Genomic DNA, 16,885 nt, shown 5'->3' with positions numbered 1-16,885 from the left:
GCCCGAGGCACCCTCCCCGCTCGCCCAACCGCCGGGGTTCCCTCCCCTCACGGAACCGCCCGGGGCATACGGCCCACCCGCACCGCCGCCAGGCTTCCCGCCTCCCGCGGAATCCGCACCGCCGCCGGGAATGCCCCCCGCGGCACCTCGTGGGGCGCATGTCCCACCCGCACAACCACCGGGGTCCCCGCTGCCCGCGCAGCCGCCAGGCTTCCCGCTGCCCGCACAGCCGCCCGCGCCGGACCTCCCTCCGCCGCCTGGTCAGCCCCCGACTGCCCCGCGCAAGCCGCGCGGTCGGCGGAACCGGGTGCTGGCGGGCGTCGCGATCGGGGCGGTCCTGGCGGTGGTGGGGACACTGCTGGCGGTGCTGCTCCCCGAGGACGAGAAGCAGGCGGCGCCGAAGGATCCGGCGGTCATCGCGGCCGAGGACATGACGGCCGCGTCCGTCAATCTCCTGTCCGGCGGGGTGGTCCGCTACGAGGGCCGCTACACCGACCCCCTGCTCGGCCCCTCGCAGCTCAGCCTGCGCTTCGGGCCCGGCGGCACCATGCTCGCCGAAACCGACGACGACGGTGCGGCCCTGGCGACGATGACGGTCGACGGGAAGTCCTTCATCAAGGGCGGCGACAGCTACTGGGAGCGGTTCGGCACCGCCTCCGACACCCGGTCCGCCTACTCCGGCAAGTGGATCAAGCTCCCCTCCGAGGTGAACCCGGGCGCCGAGGAGATGTCGAAGCTCGCCCCGGAGACGGTGGCGCGCGAACTGCGGCAGGCCGCGGACCGCCGGCAGGTGCGGCGCGGCTCGCCGTCCACCCTCCACGGGGTGCGGGTGCGCCGCTACACGACCCCCACCCGGATCGTGTACCTCACCGCGAAACCGCCGCTGCGCATCGTGCGGATGGTGCCGGTCACCGCGCGGGACCAAGGGCCCGGCTCGTCCTCGCCGTCCGCTCCGCCCACCGGGGCGCCCACCGCGCCGCCGACCGGCCTCCCGTCCCTGCCCTCGATGCCGCCGCTGCCCACCGGCATCCCCTCCTACCCCTCGCTGCCTCCGCTGCCCTCGCTGCTCCCCTCGGTGCGGCCGCTGCCGACCCTGCTGGTCCCGCGCGAAGGGGCCTCGCGGGCCGGCTACACGGTCCGCGACTCCGGGGTCGCCGGGGCGCGGCCGGTGCGGGCCAAGGCCGCCGGCGAGCCCTCGTACTCGCTGGATCTGCCGACGGTGGACGACAAGCAGCGGCAGAGCTTCCGGCGCGAGGTGGACAAGGACGTACGGGCGCTGCGCGACTCCATCGACGCGGGCATACGGATCTCCGCGGACGGCAAGGTCAGGCTGAAGCCGTGCAACACCGGCGGCTGCACGGCCCGGGTGAAGATCCGGAACAGGGTGCTCCCCACCCTCTCGGGGAAGGGCGGCGACGGCGATGTGGCCGCCCGGGTGACGATTCGGATCACCCTGGACGGGCGGCAGGTGGGCCGCTGCGTGAAGACGGTCGGCATGTCGCCGGGCGGCACCGCCCAGGTGAGCTGCCGCGCCGAGTTCACCATCCCGCCGTCTCGGAACCCCCGTACCCACCTGGTGCGGGCGGACGCCCGCGGCACGGCCAGCGCCATGGTGCAGGCGGACATCGCGCGGGTGCTGCGCGAGATCTCCCGTGACGCGCGGCGGTACGGCCAGGACGTGGGCGTACCGGGGCTCTCCGACCGGTTGGCGGACGGGGCCGGCGGCGGAGGGCTCACCGAGAGGTTCGCCCGGGCCCAAGGGCTGCGGGAGGAGGACGGCTGGCGGTGGGGGAAGGGCGCACGCGGACTCACGTCCGCCGAGATGATGAGGAAGATCACCGGGGTGGCCGGGAAGGCCGACATCGTGAACTTCGACAAGCGCGTCGGCTATCAACTGGCCGAGGGCAAGCCGGAGATCGGGGCCGATCAGGTGGCGAGGGACAAGCGGCTGATCGCCCGGGGCTGGCGGGTCGTGCAGGTGTTCTCCGAGGAGCCCTCGGCCTCGGTGCGCCGGGACCTGGAGGCCGCGGGCGCCACGGTCCGGGTCTGGTCCCCCGCGGGCTGACCCGGACGCCCGCCAGCCGCCCGTCACGCGGACGGACGCTCGTCGGCCGCCGTGCGTGTACGGAGGCCCGTCAGCCGCCCGGCGCGCAGGGCGGCTGACGGCGGGCGGGTCCATCGCCTCGCGCCGCGGCCGGGCCCTCCGATGCTGCCGGAGCCCCGAAAACGGGGGCGTGGGCCCTCCGGCGCCGCCAGGGCCGGAAACGGCCGGGCTCGCCGGCGCGATCGGCCTCGCGCCGCGGCCGGGCCCCGCCGACACCCCCGGGGCCGCCGGCAACCCGGTTCCGGCCGGCCGGCCGGTGGACCATCCCCGGCCGGCCGGTCGCTCAGTCGTCCACCCGCCCGTCGGCCAGTTCCCGGACCACGTCCAACTGCCCGACATGGCGGGCGTACTCCTGGAGGACGTGGAAGAGGATCCAGCCGAGCGAGGGGGCCTCGGCCTCGGTGGAGAAACGGCCGCCGACGGCCGCGCGGCGCTCGGTGGGGACATCGGCGGCCACCGCTCGGGAGGCGTCGCACTGCGCGGTGAAGCGGGCGGTGAGGGTCTCCAGGGTGTCCTCGTCGGCGACGTGCCAGCGGTCGTCCGGGCCGCGGTCGCCCCAGGGGTCCTGCTGTGGCTCGGCGGCGAACCCCCACTGGAACCAGCGGCGCTCGACCCACGTCAAATGCCCCAGCAACTCCAGCGGCGTCCAGCCAGAGGGCAGTCGACTTTGGCGCAAATCCTTCGCCGACAGCCCGTCCAACTTCCGGAGCAGCTCGGCCCGGTAGTAGTCGAGGTAGGCATCGACCAGCTCACGCGGGTCGGAGAGCGAACTCGGGGGCTCAGGGCGGGCGATGGCGAATTCCGTCATGGCCGGATGCTACGTCCTGGGGGGTGCGCGGGGTAGCCGCCGGGGCGTGCGGGGAGCGTTCCGCAAAACGGACACGACTGTTTCGTCAACGGACACTTTCCCGCCAACTTATTGTCGCGCCCCTGACAATCAGCCCGTGCCGGTGGCAGTCTTCCCACGCCGATACGCGCAGCCCCCCCACAGCAATCGCTGAGCGGCCGGTGCCCTTCGCGTTATCGGTACCTCCCCCATGCTCGGGTGGCATGTCACCCGAACGCACTGTGCTCTGCCTTGCTCTGCCGGACGGCGACCCCTCCCGCCCGGTCTGATCCCGGCCGTGCAGCACGGCCTCGCAGAAGGAGTCAGCGTGAGACCCACCCCCCATCGGCGTACCGTCGCAGCCGGCGCTCTGGTCGCCGCTACGGCCATGCTCGCCGTCGGCATCCAGGCCGGATCCGCCTCCGCTCGCCCCGACGACGGCCAGGCCAAGGCGGCCGGCACGGTCGTCGCCAAGGCCCGCCCCGGCGCCATGCCGGTGAAGCTCTCGCCCTCGCAGCGCGCCGAGCTGATCCGCCAGGCCGGCTCCACCAGCACGGCCACGGCCAAGACGCTGGGCCTGGGCGCCAAGGAGAAGCTCGTCGTCAAGGACGTCGTCAAGGACGCCGACGGCACCACCCACACCCGCTACGAGCGCACCTACGACGGCCTGCCCGTGCTCGGCGGCGACCTGGTGGTCGCCAAGGCCGACACCGGCAAGGTCAAGGACGTGGCGCTGTCCACCAAGCGCGCGATCAAGGTCGCCTCCCTCACCCCGAAGGTGAAGGCGGCCGCCGCCGAGCAGAGCGCGGTCTCCTCGGCGCGCACCCTGGGTGCCAAGCAGGCCGACGCCTCCAAGGCGCCGCGCAAGGTGATCTGGGCCGCCAAGGGCACGCCGGTCCTGGCGTACGAGACGGTGGTGGGGGGCTTCCAGAAGGACGGCACCCCGAACCAGCTGCACGTCATCACCGACGCCAACACCGGTGAGAAGCTCTTCGAGTACCAGGGCATCGAGAACGGTGTCGGCAACACCGAGTACAGCGGCCAGGTGCAGCTGGGCACCTCGGGCAGCTCCGGCTCGTACACCATGACCGACACCGGGCGCGGCAACCACAAGACGTACAACCTGAACCACGGCTCCTCGGGCACCGGGACGCTGTACACCGACGCGGATGACGTCTGGGGCGACGGCACCGCGGCCAACACCCAGACCGCCGCCGCGGACGCCCACTACGGTGCCGCGCTGACCTGGGACTACTACAAGAACGTGCACGGCCGCTCGGGCATCAGGGGCGACGGTGTCGGCGCGTACTCCCGGGTCCACTACGGGAACAACTACGTCAACGCGTTCTGGGACGACTCCTGCTTCTGCATGACCTACGGCGACGGTTCGGGCAACGCCGCGCCGCTGACCTCGATCGACGTGGCCGCCCACGAGATGTCGCACGGCGTCACCTCGGCCACCGCCAACCTGACCTACAGCGGTGAGTCCGGTGGTCTGAACGAGGCCACCTCCGACATCATGGCCACGGCCGTGGAGTTCTACTCCAACAACAGCAGCGACGTCGGTGACTACCTCATCGGCGAGAAGATCGACATCAACGGCGACGGCACCCCGCTGCGCTACATGGACAAGCCCTCCAAGGACGGCGCGTCCAAGGACTCCTGGTACTCCGGGGTCGGCAACGTCGACGTGCACTACTCCTCGGGCATCGCCAACCACTGGTTCTACCTGGCCTCCGAGGGCAGCGGCACCAAGGTGATCAACGGCGTCACCTACAACAGCACCACCTCCGACGGCCTGCCGGTCACCGGCATCGGCCGGGCCGCCGCCGAGAAGATCTGGTTCAAGGCGCTGGCCGAGAAGATGACCTCCAACACCAACTACGCGGGCGCGCGGGACGCGACCCTGTGGGCGGCCGGTCAGCTCTACGGCGTGGGCAGCGCCACGTACAACAACGTGGCCAACGCCTGGGCCGGTGTGAACGTCGGCGCCCGTATCGTCGACGGGGTCTCCGTCACCCCGCCCGGGAACCAGAGCAGCATCGTCAACACCGCGGTGAGCCTGCAGATCCAGGCCACCAGCTCCAACGCGGGCGCGCTGACCTACTCGGCCACCGGGCTGCCCACCGGGCTGTCGATCAACGCCTCCACGGGCCTGATCTCCGGTACCCCGACCGTCGTCGGCAACAGCAACGTGACGGTCACCGTCAAGGACTCGGCCGGCAAGACCGGCACCGCGTCCTTCACCTGGGCGGTCAGCACGACCGGCGGCAACGTCTTCGAGAACACCACCGACGTGGCGATCCCGGACGCCGGTGCGGCGGTCACCTCCTCGATCAACGTCAGCCGGACCGGCAACGCCTCCAGCGCCCTGCAGGTGGGCGTGGACATCGTCCACACCTGGCGCGGTGACCTGGTGATCGACCTGGTGGCCCCGAACGGCACCACCTACCGGCTGAAGAGCGCCAACGTCAGCGACTCGGCGGACAACGTGAACACCACGTACACCGTCAACGCCTCGGCGGTCCCGGCCAGCGGCACCTGGAAGCTGAAGGTCCAGGACATGTACTCGGGTGACTCCGGCTACATCAACGGCTGGAAGCTCACCTTCTAGCAGCCACGCGGTACGCACCGGGGCAGCGCCCCGAGACCGAACCGCGGAACCACCGAACCGCTGAACCACTGAACCACACGGCGCCGCCCGGGAGTTCCCGGTGGTCCGAGGGCCAGTCCCCCGGACCGCCGGACCCGGGCGGCGCTGTGCTGTGCGCGGTGCCTCCGCCCGGTGCGGCGGTTTCTCGCGTACGGCGCCTTGGCCCGGTGCGGCGCCGCACAGGCCGTCCCACCTGGGGAGTTGGGCCGTCGCGGGCGGCGGGGACGGTGCCCCGAAGGCCGCCGGGGACGTCCGGATTGCGGAGGGCGGAGGGCGGGCAGCGAACAAAATTCCATCTTTACTTGGCGTCAACCTCGTGACACCCACACAACTTGTATGACAATCTGCCGGAGCACTTCGCACCACACCTCTTGTTCGGGCCGGACGGCTCTCCCGCCGCCCTGCCCACCCCCCACAGCAACGAGGAGTTTCAGCGTGAGCAAGTCCTCTCGCATGCCCATGCACGCCCGCAAGCGCCGCACGGCCGTCGTGGCGGGTGCCGCGGTCGCCACCGCGGCCCTGATAGCCACCGGGATGACCACCGGTTCGGCCGGCGCCGCGCCGGTCAAGGACCGCGCCGCCGGTGCCACGGCCGTCAAGCTCTCCGCCTCGCAGCGCGCCGAGCTGCTGCGCGACGCCAACGCCACCAAGGCGGACACCGCCAAGGCCCTCGGCCTGGGCGGCAAGGAGAAGCTGGTCGTCAAGGACGTCGTCAAGGACGCCGACGGCACCATGCACACCCGCTACAACCGCACCTACGAGGGCCTGCCGGTGCTCGGCGGCGACCTGGTCGTGCACCAGGCCCGCTCCGGCAAGGTCAAGAGCGTCACCAAGGCGACCAAGGCCACCATCGCGGTCGCCTCCCTCACCCCCAAGCTCGCCCCCGCCACGGCCTCGGCCTCCGCGGTGAAGCTGGCCAAGGCCGACGACACCACCCAGGCCAAGCCCAACCGCAGCCCGCGCAAGGTCATCTGGGCCTCCGCGGGCAAGCCCACCCTGGCCTGGGAGACCGTGGTCGGCGGGGTCCAGAAGGACGGCACCCCCAACGAGCTGCACGTCATCACCGACGCCACCACCGGCAAGAAGCTCTTCGAGTACCAGGGCATCGAGACCGGTGTGGGCAACAGCGAGTACAGCGGCAAGGTGGACCTGGGCACCACCCAGGAGGGCAGCGGCTACACGCTGACCGACACCGAGCGCGGCAACCACAAGACCACCAACCTCGCCCACGCCGAGGACGGCGAGGGCTCGCCGTTCACCGACGAGGACGACACCTGGGGCAACGGCCAGGGCGACGACGAGCAGACCGCCGCCGTGGACGCGCACTACGGTGCCGCGGCCACCTGGGACTACTACAAGAACGTGCACGGCCGCTCGGGCATCAAGGGCGACGGTGTCGGCGCGTACTCCCGGGTCCACTACGGCAACGACTACGTCAACGCCTTCTGGGACGACAGCTGCTTCTGCATGACCTACGGCGACGGCGAGGGCAACAGCCACCCGCTGACCGCCCTGGACGTCGCGGCCCACGAGATGTCGCACGGTGTCACCTCGAACACCGCGGGTCTGGAGTACAGCGGTGAGTCCGGCGGCCTGAACGAGGCCACCTCCGACATCTTCGGCAACTCGGTCGAGTTCTACGCCGACAACAGCGAGGACGTCGGCGACTACCTCATCGGCGAGAAGATCGACATCAACGGCGACGGCACCCCGCTGCGCTACATGGACAAGCCCTCCAAGGACGGCGCGTCCAAGGACGACTGGTACGACGGCGTCGGCGACGTCGACGTGCACTACTCCTCCGGCGTCGCCAACCACTTCTTCTACCTGCTGTCCGAGGGCAGCGGCCAGAAGGAGATCAACGGCGTGGAGTACGACAGCCCGACCGCGGACGGATCCACGGTCGAGGGCATCGGGCGGGACAAGGCCGAGAAGATCTGGTACAAGGCCCTGACCACCTACATGACCTCGACCACGGACTACCACGCCGCCCGTGAGGCGACCCTGAGCGCCGCCTCCGACCTGTACGGCGCGGACAGCGCCGAGTACAAGGGCGTGGACGCGGCCTGGGCGGGCGTGAACGTCAAGTAACCCGACCCGAGCACGGCAACACCCCTGAGCGGCGCCTGGAATGTGCACTTCCGGGCGCCGCTCGTCGTCCTTCGGTCAATTTGATCGACCCTTGACCAACTTTTCCCCGCAAATCGCACAAAACGCCGGTGACATGAACACCTGTCTGATGGCAGTGTGTTTGAGCATGCGGCTCAGTCCGCACCTTTTGTTTCAGTTGGCCCGCCCCTTTCGGCTGCCCAACTCCCCACAGAAACAAGGAGACACCGCGTGCGCGCTGGTTCCATATCGGCCCACCGACACCGTCGCACCACCCTCGTCGCCTCCGCGGCGACCGTCGCCGCCGCGCTGATCGCCGCGGCCGCCACCACCGGCTCCGCCGGAGCCGCCCCGGCCGGCCCGGCCGCGGCCGGCGCCCCCTCGCTCCAGCTCTCCGCCTCGCAGCGCGCCGAGCTGCTGCGCGAGGCCGGCTCCGGCACCGCCGCCACCGCCAAGGCGCTGCGGCTGAGCGGCAAGGAGAAGCTCGTCGTCCGGGACGTCGTCAAGGACGCCGACGGCACCACCCACACCCGCTACGAGCGCACCTACGACGGCCTGCCCGTCCTCGGCGGCGACCTGATCGTCGAGCGGTCCGCCTCGGGCAGGACCACTGACGTCACCAAGGCCACCAACGCCGCCATCACGGTCGCCGACACCAAGGCCTCGGTCGCGCCGACCGGCGCCGAGCGCAAGGCCCTGGGCATCGCCAAGGCCGCCGGCGACCGGCAGACCGACACCGACAGCGCCCCGCGCAAGGTCATCTGGGCCGCCACCGGCAAGCCCACCCTGGCGTACGAGACCGTGGTCGGCGGCGTCCAGAAGGACGGCACGCCCTCCAGGCTGCACGTCATCACCGACGCCGACACCGGCGCGAAGCTCTACGAGCGCCAGGCCATCGAGACCGGCACCGGCAACAGCCAGTACAGCGGCAAGGTCGCCGTCGGCTCGGTCAAGAGCGGCACCAGCTGGCTGCTCAAGGACACCGCCCGCGGCGGCCACATGACGTACAACCTCAAGCACGCCGAGGACGGCAAGGGCTCGAAGTTCACCGACGCGGACAACATCTGGGGCAACGGCAAGACCACCATCGCCCAGACCGCCGCCGTGGACGCCCACTACGGCGCCGCCGTGACCTGGGACTACTACAAGAACGTCCTGGGCCGCAAGGGCATCCGCAACGACGGAAAGGCCGCCTACTCGCGCGTCCACTTCGGCGACGAGTACGTCAACGCCTTCTGGGACGACGACTGCTTCTGCATGACCTACGGGGACGGCGAGGGCAACAAGAAGCCGCTCACCGAACTGGACGTGGCCGGCCACGAGATGAGCCACGGACTGACCTCCGCCACCGCCAACCTGGAGTACAGCGGCGAGTCCGGCGGCCTTAACGAGGCCACCTCCGACATCTTCGGCACCGCCGTGGAGTTCTACGCCAAGAACCCCAGCGACGTCGGTGACTACCTCATGGGCGAGAAGATCGACATCAACGGGGACGGCACCCCGCTGCGCTACATGGACAAGCCCTCCAAGGACGGCTACTCCTACGACTACTGGAAGCGCGGCATCGGCGACGACGACCCGCACCTCACCTCGGGTCCGGCCAACCACTTCTTCTACCTGCTCTCCGAGGGCAGCGGGAAGAAGGTCGTCAACGGCGTGACCTACGACAGCCCGACCATCGACGGCAAGGCCGTCAAGGGCATCGGTCGCGCCAAGGCCGAGAAGATCTGGTACAAGGCCCTCACCGCGTACATGACCTCCACCACCAACTACGCCCAGGCGCGCACCGCGACGCTGAAGGCGGCCAAGGCCCTGTACGGCGGCACCAGCGCCGAGTACAAGGCGGTGGGCGCCGCCTGGGCCGGTGTCAACGTGAAGTGACGCGGCCGCGGGTGCCGGCGGCCTGACGGCGGCCGGCGCGGTCGGGTCGAGAGCCCGTACGCACGACGGCGGCCCGCTCCCGGGGATCGGGGGCGGGCCGTCCGCCGTCGGGTCGGCGGCCGAGAGCCTGACCCTGGCAGGGGCAGGCAGCGGGACCGCCGAGCGGGCAGACTGGCGGCATGGACATACCCGCCGAACTGGGTGACTTCCTGCGTTCCCGCCGTTCCCGGCTGCAACCCGAGGACGTCGGGCTGGTCTCCTACGGCCGCCGACGGGTCCCGGGACTGCGCCGCGAGGAGCTGGCGCAGCTGGCCGGGGTGAGCGTCGCGTACTACACCCGGCTGGAACAGGGGCAGAGCCAGAACGCCTCGGACGCGGTGCTGGACTCGATCGCCCGGGCGCTGCGGCTGACCCCCGACGAGCACACCCACCTGCGCAATCTGGCCCGCCCCGCGGGCGCGGCCCGCCGTCCCGCACCGCGCCCGGAGCACGCGCGCCGGGGCACCCGGCAGCTGGTCGCCGCCCTCGACGTGCCCGCGCTGGTGCTGGACGCCCGCTTCGACGTGCTGGCCTGGAACCGGCTGGGGCACGCCCTGCTGGCCGGGCACCTGGCGGCGGACAGCCCCTACCGCCCGGCCGACCGGCCCAACACCCAGCGGATGCTGTTCCTGGACCCGCACACCCGGGAGCTCTACCCGGACTGGGAGGGCGAGGCCCGGCGCGCCGTCTCCTCGCTGCGGCTGACGGCCGGCGAGCGCCCCGACGATCGGCAGCTGGCCGAGCTGGTCGGGGAACTCACCATGAACAGCCCGGAGTTCGGTCCACTGTGGGCGCGCCATCCGGTGCGCAAGTGCGCCTTCGGCACCAAGTCCTTCCACCATCCGCTGGTCGGCCGGCTGGAGCTCGACTTCGAGATGGCCCGGCTGCCGGAGACCGGTGGGCAGGCGCTGATGATGTTCAGCGCGCGGCCGGGTTCGCCCTCCGAGGCGGCACTGGGGCTGCTGGCCGCGAGCGCGGTTCCCGCCTCCGCGGCATCGGGGACGGCGCGCACCGGCACGGCGGCCCACGAGCGCCACTGAGCGGTGCGTCCGGGCGGCGCGGCCCGGACGCAGGGCCCGGGATGAGGGGGCCGGATGGCGGCCGGTGAGGACCTGACGGGCTGAACGGGGTCATACCCCGGCGGGCGCCCCACGGCACACCCGCCCCGGACGGGGCCCACGTACCGGTGGAATTATCGCCGATGATCCTGATTGTCCCCCCGCATCTCGGGGAAGGGCTCCTGTCCTACGCCCCTCATGGCCCACCCCATCCGCCCACCAGAGTGAACGCGGACAGGAGCAGTCATGCCCGCGACCGTGCGTCAGACAGTGGAGCAGATACAAAGGACAAACGCCTTCACACACCATAAACCCGCGACGCCGCCAGGTGATCCCATGATCGGACGCATCCCCGTCCTGGACATCCGCCCGCTCATCGACTGCGGTCGCCGCCCCGCGAAGGCGGTGGTCGGTGAGACCTTCGAAGTCAGTGCCACGGTCTTCCGGGAAGGCCATGACGAGGTCCGGGCCAATGTCGTAATGCGCGATCCGGCCGGCCGCTCCGGGCCCTGGACACCGATGCGCGAGGTCGCCCCCGGCACCGACCGCTGGGCCGCGGAGGTGACCCCCGGCGCGGAGGGGCACTGGACCTACACGGTCGAGGCGTGGAGCGATCCGATCGCCACCTGGCGGCGGCAGGCCGAGGTGAAGATCCCGTTGGACAGCGATGTCGACCTGGAGCTGGAGGAGGGTGCCCGGCTGCACGAGCAGGCCGCCGCCGGGGTGCCCAAGAGCGAGGGCCGCGAGGCGGTGCTGCGCGCGGTGGACGGGCTGCGCGACCGGCGGCTCCCGGCGGCCCGGCGGCTGGCCACCGCGCTCACCGCCGAGGTGCGCACCGCCCTGGACCGGCATCCGCTGCGCGAGCTGGTCACCGCCTCCCGCCCGCTGCCGCTGCGGGTGGAGCGGGAGCGGGCGCTGTACGGGGCCTGGTACGAGCTGTTCCCGCGCTCCGAGGGAGCGGTGGTGCGCGAGGGCGAGCCGCCGGTCAGCGGGACCTTCCGGACCGCCGCCGAACGGCTGCCGGCGGTGGCCGCGATGGGGTTCGACGTGGTCTACCTGCCGCCGGTGCACCCGATCGGCACCACCTTCCGCAAGGGCCCGAACAACGCGCTGACCGCCGGGCCGCACGATGTGGGGGTGCCGTGGGCGATCGGCTCGGCCGAGGGCGGCCATGACGCGGTCCACCCGGACCTGGGCACCCTGGCCGACTTCGACGCCTTCGTGGCCCGGGCCCGCGAGCTGCGGATGGAGGTGGCGCTGGACTTCGCGCTCCAGTGCTCCCCGGAGCATCCGTGGGTCAAGGAGCACCCGGAGTGGTTCCGGCACCGGGCGGACGGCTCCATCGCCTACGCGGAGAACCCGCCCAAGAAGTACCAGGACATCTACCCGATCGCCTTCGACGCGGACTTCCGCGGCATCGTCCGGGAGACCGAGCGGGTGCTGCGCTTCTGGATGACGCGCGGGGTGCGGATCTTCCGGGTGGACAACCCGCACACCAAGCCGGTGGTGTTCTGGGAGAAGGTGATCGGGGACATCAACCGCACCGACCCGGACGTGGTCTTCCTGGCCGAGGCGTTCACCCGGCCGGCGATGATGCGCACCCTGGCCGCGGTCGGCTTCCAGCAGTCGTACACCTACTTCACCTGGCGCAACACCAAGCGGGAGCTGACCGAGTACCTGCTGGAGCTGACCGGGGACGCGGCCTCGTACATGCGCCCCAACTTCTTCGTGAACACCCCGGACATCCTCTCCGAGTACCTCCAGCGCGGAGGCCGTCCGGCGTTCGAGACCCGGGCGGTGCTGGCCGCCACCCTCTCCCCCTCCTGGGGGGTGTACGCGGGCTACGAGCTGTGCGAGAACACCCCGCTGCACCCGGGCGGCGAGGAGTACCTGGACTCGGAGAAGTACCAGCTCAGACCGCGCGACTGGGCCGCGGCCGAACGCGAGGGGCGCACCATCGCCCCGCTGATCACCCGGTTGAACCGGATCCGGCGCCGCCATCCGGCGCTGCACCGGCTGCGCGGACTCCGCTTCCACCAGGCCGACAACGACGCGGTGCTGGTGTACTCCAGGCGGACGGCCGGGCCCCGGGAGGACTGCGTCCTGACCGTGGTCAACCTCGACCCCCACCACACCCAGGAGGCGACGGTCTCGTTGGACATGCCGGAGCTCGGCCTTGAGTGGCACGAGTCCTTCCCGGTGCGCGACGAGCTCACCGGCGAGACCTATCACTGGGGCAGGGACAACTACGTGCGCCTCGATCCGAGCCGGGAGCCGGCTCCGGCCCATGTGCTGTCGCTGCGACCGTCCTCACCGATCGGAGGGTCACCCACACCATGACCGTCAACGAGCCCGTCCCGGACACGTTCGAGGACACCCCCGCGAAGGACCGGGACCCCGACTGGTTCAAACGAGCCGTCTTCTACGAGGTTCTGGTCCGCGCGTTCCAGGACAGCAACGGCGACGGCGTCGGCGACCTCAAGGGGCTCACCGCCAAGCTGGACTATCTGCAGTGGCTGGGCGTCGACTGCCTGTGGCTGCCCCCGTTCTTCGCCTCGCCGCTGCGCGACGGCGGCTACGACGTCTCGGACTACACCGCCGTCCTCCCCGAGTTCGGCGACCTGGCCGACTTCGTGGAGTTCGTGGACGCCGCGCACCAGCGGGGCATGCGGGTCATCATCGACTTCGTCATGAACCACACCAGTGACCAGCACCCGTGGTTCCAGGAGTCCCGCTCCGACCCGGACGGCCCGTACGGCGACTACTACGTCTGGGCGGACGACGACAAGCAGTACTCCGAGGCGCGCATCATCTTCGTGGACACCGAGCAGTCCAACTGGACCTTCGACCCGGTGCGCAAGCAGTACTACTGGCACCGCTTCTTCTCCCACCAGCCCGACCTGAACTTCGAGAACCCGGCGGTGCAGGAGGAGGTGCTGGCCGCCCTGCGCTTCTGGCTGGACCTGGGCATCGACGGCTTCCGGCTGGACGCGGTGCCCTATCTGTACGCGGAGGAGGGCACCGACTGCGAGAACCTGCCGCGCACCCACGAGATGCTCAAGCGGGTGCGGGCCGAGATCGACGCCCACTACCCGGACACCGTGCTGCTGGCCGAGGCCAACCAGTGGCCGGAGGACGTGGTCGACTACTTCGGCGACTTCACCTCCGGGGGCGACGAGTGCCACATGGCCTTCCACTTCCCGGTGATGCCGCGCATCTTCATGGCGGTGCGCCGCGAGTCGCGCTACCCGGTCTCGGAGATCCTGGCCAAGACCCCGGCCATCCCCTCCGGCTGCCAGTGGGGCATCTTCCTGCGCAACCACGACGAGCTGACCTTGGAGATGGTCACCGACGAAGAGCGCGACTACATGTACGCGGAGTACGCCAAGGACCCGCGGATGCGCGCCAACCTGGGGATCCGGCGGCGGCTGGCCCCGCTGCTGGACAACGACCGCAACCAGATCGAGCTGTTCACCGCCCTGCTGCTGTCGCTGCCGGGCTCGCCGATCCTCTACTACGGGGACGAGATCGGCATGGGCGACAACATCTGGCTCGGTGACCGGGACGCGGTGCGCACCCCCATGCAGTGGACCCCGGACCGGAACGCCGGCTTCTCCTCCTGCGACCCCGGGCGGCTGTACCTGCCGACCATCATGGACCCGGTCTACGGCTACCAGGTCACCAATGTGGAGGCGGCCATGAGCAGCCCCTCCTCGCTCCTGCACTGGACCCGGCGGATGATCGAGATCCGCAAGCAGAACCCCGCCTTCGGGCTGGGCAGCTACACCGAGCTGCCCTCCAGCAACCCCGCCGTCCTCGCCTTCCTGCGGGAGACCCCCGCCACCGAGGGCGGCCCGGACGACCTGGTGCTGTGCGTCAACAACTTCTCCCGCTTCGCCCAGCCCACCGAGCTCGACCTGCGCACCTACAGCGGCCGGGTCCCGGTGGAGCTGATCGGCCAGGTGCGCTTCCCGCCCATCGGCGAGCTGCCCTACCTGCTGACCCTGGCCGGGCACGGCTTCTACTGGTTCCGGCTGCGCCACGGCGAGTCCGCCGCCCGCTGAGCCCCGGGCCGCCCCCGGACCGGTTCGCCCGGCGAGCGCGGTCCGGTGCGCGCGGCGGCCCGGCCGAGGAGGGATCCACCGGCGGGCGAGGGGGTCCCTCCCCGCTCACCGGCCCCGGCGCCCCGCGGGCGCTCGTGGACGTGGAAGATCCTCGGGCCTCGGGCGCCTGTCCGGAACCCGCGCCCCGGGCGCCCGTACGCGTGCCGGGCGGGCCCCGCGGGCGTTCTCCGCTCCGGCTCACGGGCAGGCTCCCCCTGTCACGCTCGCGCCGAGGCCATCGCGTTCCCCGTACGCGCCGTCATCGGAGTGTCCGTCACCAGGGTGAACCGCCGCAGCGCGCGCCACCGGATGGCGGTACGGACGATCCTCGCCCCGAAGTCCCCCCGGGCCCTGTCCGGGGCGCCCTGCCCGGACTCCGTCCGGGGGTAACCCCACCGCGCCGCCGCACAGCTCATGCCACCATCCGGGACACTTTGTCCTATCTGTCGTGTGCCCCGGGGAAAGGACGCGACGCCCATGCCGGAAGCCCCCTTCGCCCCCAGGGCGCAGCGGCCCCCTCGCGCCGGAGCGCCACTGGCGCCGCTGGCCGCCGTGGTGACCCATGCCCACGGCCCGAGCGGACTGCTGCCCTCACTCGCCCCGCTGCTCGCCGAATGGCTGCCCCGGCAGCGCTGGTTCGCCGGCAAGGGCCGGCCGGTCACCGGCTTCACGCTGGTCTCGGCGACCGAGCTGCTGCCCTGCCCGGCCGGCGGCGCCACCCCGGGGCTGCTGCATCTGCTGGTCCGCGCCGAGCAGCACGGCGCCGGCCCCGGCGAGCCCTCGGCCGACTGCTACCAGATCCTGCTCGGGGTACGGGCCACCCTGCCGCCGCGGCTGGCCCCGGGCCTGATCGGCCGTCCGAGCGGCGGACCGCTGCACGGCTACACCGTCTACGAGGCGCTGTGCGACCCCCGGCTGGCCGCGGTGCTGCTGGAGCGGTTGCGGATGCCGGGGCGGCTGGGGCCGCTGCTGTTCGTCCGCGAACCGGCCACCGCCATCGGTCCGGTGCTCACTCCCCGGCTGGTGACGGCCGAGCAGTCGAACTCCTCGGTGGTCTACGGCGAAACGTATATTCTCAAGGTCTTCCGCCGGGTCAGCCCGGGTGAGAACCCCGATCTGGAACTGCCGCTGGCGCTGACCCGCACCGGCTGCACCCGGGTGCCCTCCCCCGCCGCCTGGTTCGAGACCGCCCCGGCCGCGGACGGCACCGCTCCCTACACCCTCGGGGTGCTCCAGCCCTATCTGGCCGGCTCCACCGACGGCTGGCAACTGGCGCTGGAGGCGCTCGCCCAGCGGGCCGGCTTCACCGCCGCCGCGCACGCGCTGGGCCGGGCCACCGCCGAGGTGCATCTGGCGATGGCCGACGCGCTGCCCACCGCGGTGCTGCGCCGGGCGCAGATCGAGCAGCTGGCCGCCGCGATGGCGAAGCGCCTGGAGGCCGCCGCCGCCGCGGTCCCCGCCCTGCTCCCCTACCGCGCCGGGCTGCGCACCGCCTTCGACGACCTGGCGGTGCTCGGCCGCGGCGGGCGCACCTGGGCCGCCCAGCGGATCCACGGCGACCTCCACCTGGGCCAGGTGCTGCGGACCGGGGCCGACGGACCCTGGTCGCTGATCGACTTCGAGGGCGAGCCCTCCCGCCCGCTGGCCGAACGCCGCCGCCCCCAGCCGACCGTCCGCGACATCGCCGGGATACTGCGCTCCTTCGACTACGCGGCGGCGGTGGGGCGCTGCCGCGCGGAGGAGGACCAAGGGGCGGGGAGCCGCGGTACGGAGGAGGGGCCGGCGGTGGCGGCCGGGCACGGCGGCGACCGGGCCGCCGACTGGTCCGCCGGCTGGGCCCAGCGCACCCGCGAGGCGTACTGCGCGGGCTATGCCGAGGCCTCCGGCGCGGACCCGCGGGACGAGCCGGAGCTGCTGCGCGCGTATGAGACGGACAAGGCCGTCTACGAGGTGCTGTACGAGGCGCGGCACCGGCCCGACTGGCTGTCCGTGCCGATGTCAGCCATCCGCCGGCTGGCCGCCGCCGACCAGCCGCTCGAACACTGAGCCGTTCCGCCCCCGCGGGTGTCCTGTCCGGCTCACCCGGCCGCCCTGGTCGCCCCGTCGCCTCCC

The 16,885-nt window shown here is 71.9% G+C and carries 9 protein-coding genes; 8 read left to right on the top strand and 1 reads right to left on the bottom strand.

Annotated elements, in window-relative coordinates; genetic code table 11:
* The first annotated feature begins 307 nt into the window (after nt 1-307).
* A complete protein-coding gene (locus tag E4099_RS15350; protein ID WP_135339612.1) occupies nt 308-2,065 on the top strand; it encodes a hypothetical protein in 1,758 nt (585 codons plus the stop codon).
* 322 nt (nt 2,066-2,387) lie between these two features.
* On the opposite strand, the gene E4099_RS15345 is transcribed toward E4099_RS15350, so the two are convergent.
* Nucleotides 2,388-2,912: a DinB family protein gene (locus E4099_RS15345; RefSeq protein ID WP_209446628.1), complete on the bottom strand. Its 525-nt coding sequence runs from the start codon at nt 2,910-2,912 to the stop codon at nt 2,388-2,390.
* 346 nt (nt 2,913-3,258) lie between these two features.
* Between E4099_RS15345 and E4099_RS15340 the strand changes: the two genes are divergently transcribed.
* The 7 genes from E4099_RS15340 to E4099_RS15310 all read left to right on the top strand — a co-directional run bounded on the left by E4099_RS15340 (nt 3,259) and on the right by E4099_RS15310 (nt 16,819).
* Nucleotides 3,259-5,544, top strand: coding sequence for a M4 family metallopeptidase (locus E4099_RS15340; RefSeq protein WP_135339611.1), 2,286 nt, complete (start codon nt 3,259-3,261; stop codon nt 5,542-5,544).
* 498 nt (nt 5,545-6,042) lie between these two features.
* Nucleotides 6,043-7,674: a M4 family metallopeptidase gene (locus tag E4099_RS15335; protein ID WP_386389570.1), complete on the top strand. Its 1,632-nt coding sequence runs from the start codon at nt 6,043-6,045 to the stop codon at nt 7,672-7,674.
* 249 nt (nt 7,675-7,923) lie between these two features.
* Nucleotides 7,924-9,573 carry a M4 family metallopeptidase gene (locus E4099_RS15330; RefSeq protein ID WP_135339610.1) on the top strand — a complete coding sequence of 550 codons (1,650 nt, stop codon included), beginning with the start codon at nt 7,924-7,926 and terminating at the stop codon, nt 9,571-9,573.
* A gap of 179 nt (nt 9,574-9,752) precedes the next feature.
* Nucleotides 9,753-10,652, top strand: coding sequence for a helix-turn-helix domain-containing protein (locus tag E4099_RS15325; protein WP_135339609.1), 900 nt, complete (start codon nt 9,753-9,755; stop codon nt 10,650-10,652).
* Nucleotides 10,653-11,006: 354 nt separating this feature from the next.
* Nucleotides 11,007-13,010: an alpha-1,4-glucan--maltose-1-phosphate maltosyltransferase gene (locus tag E4099_RS15320; RefSeq protein WP_135339608.1), complete on the top strand. Its 2,004-nt coding sequence runs from the start codon at nt 11,007-11,009 to the stop codon at nt 13,008-13,010.
* Entirely contained in the window at nt 13,007-14,734 is a 1,728-nt protein-coding gene (gene treS / locus E4099_RS15315) for a maltose alpha-D-glucosyltransferase (protein ID WP_135339607.1), read from the top strand. Before E4099_RS15320 ends, treS begins: the two co-directional genes overlap by 4 nt.
* Nucleotides 14,735-15,250: 516 nt before the next feature.
* Nucleotides 15,251-16,819: a maltokinase N-terminal cap-like domain-containing protein gene (locus E4099_RS15310; protein WP_135339606.1), complete on the top strand. Its 1,569-nt coding sequence runs from the start codon at nt 15,251-15,253 to the stop codon at nt 16,817-16,819.
* Nucleotides 16,820-16,885: the final 66 nt, after the last annotated feature.

The sequence above is a fragment of the Streptomyces palmae genome (assembly GCF_004684805.1).
GTDB classification, from domain to species: domain Bacteria; phylum Actinomycetota; class Actinomycetes; order Streptomycetales; family Streptomycetaceae; genus Streptomyces; species Streptomyces palmae.
This window is presented reverse-complemented; position numbering and strand designations above follow the sequence as displayed.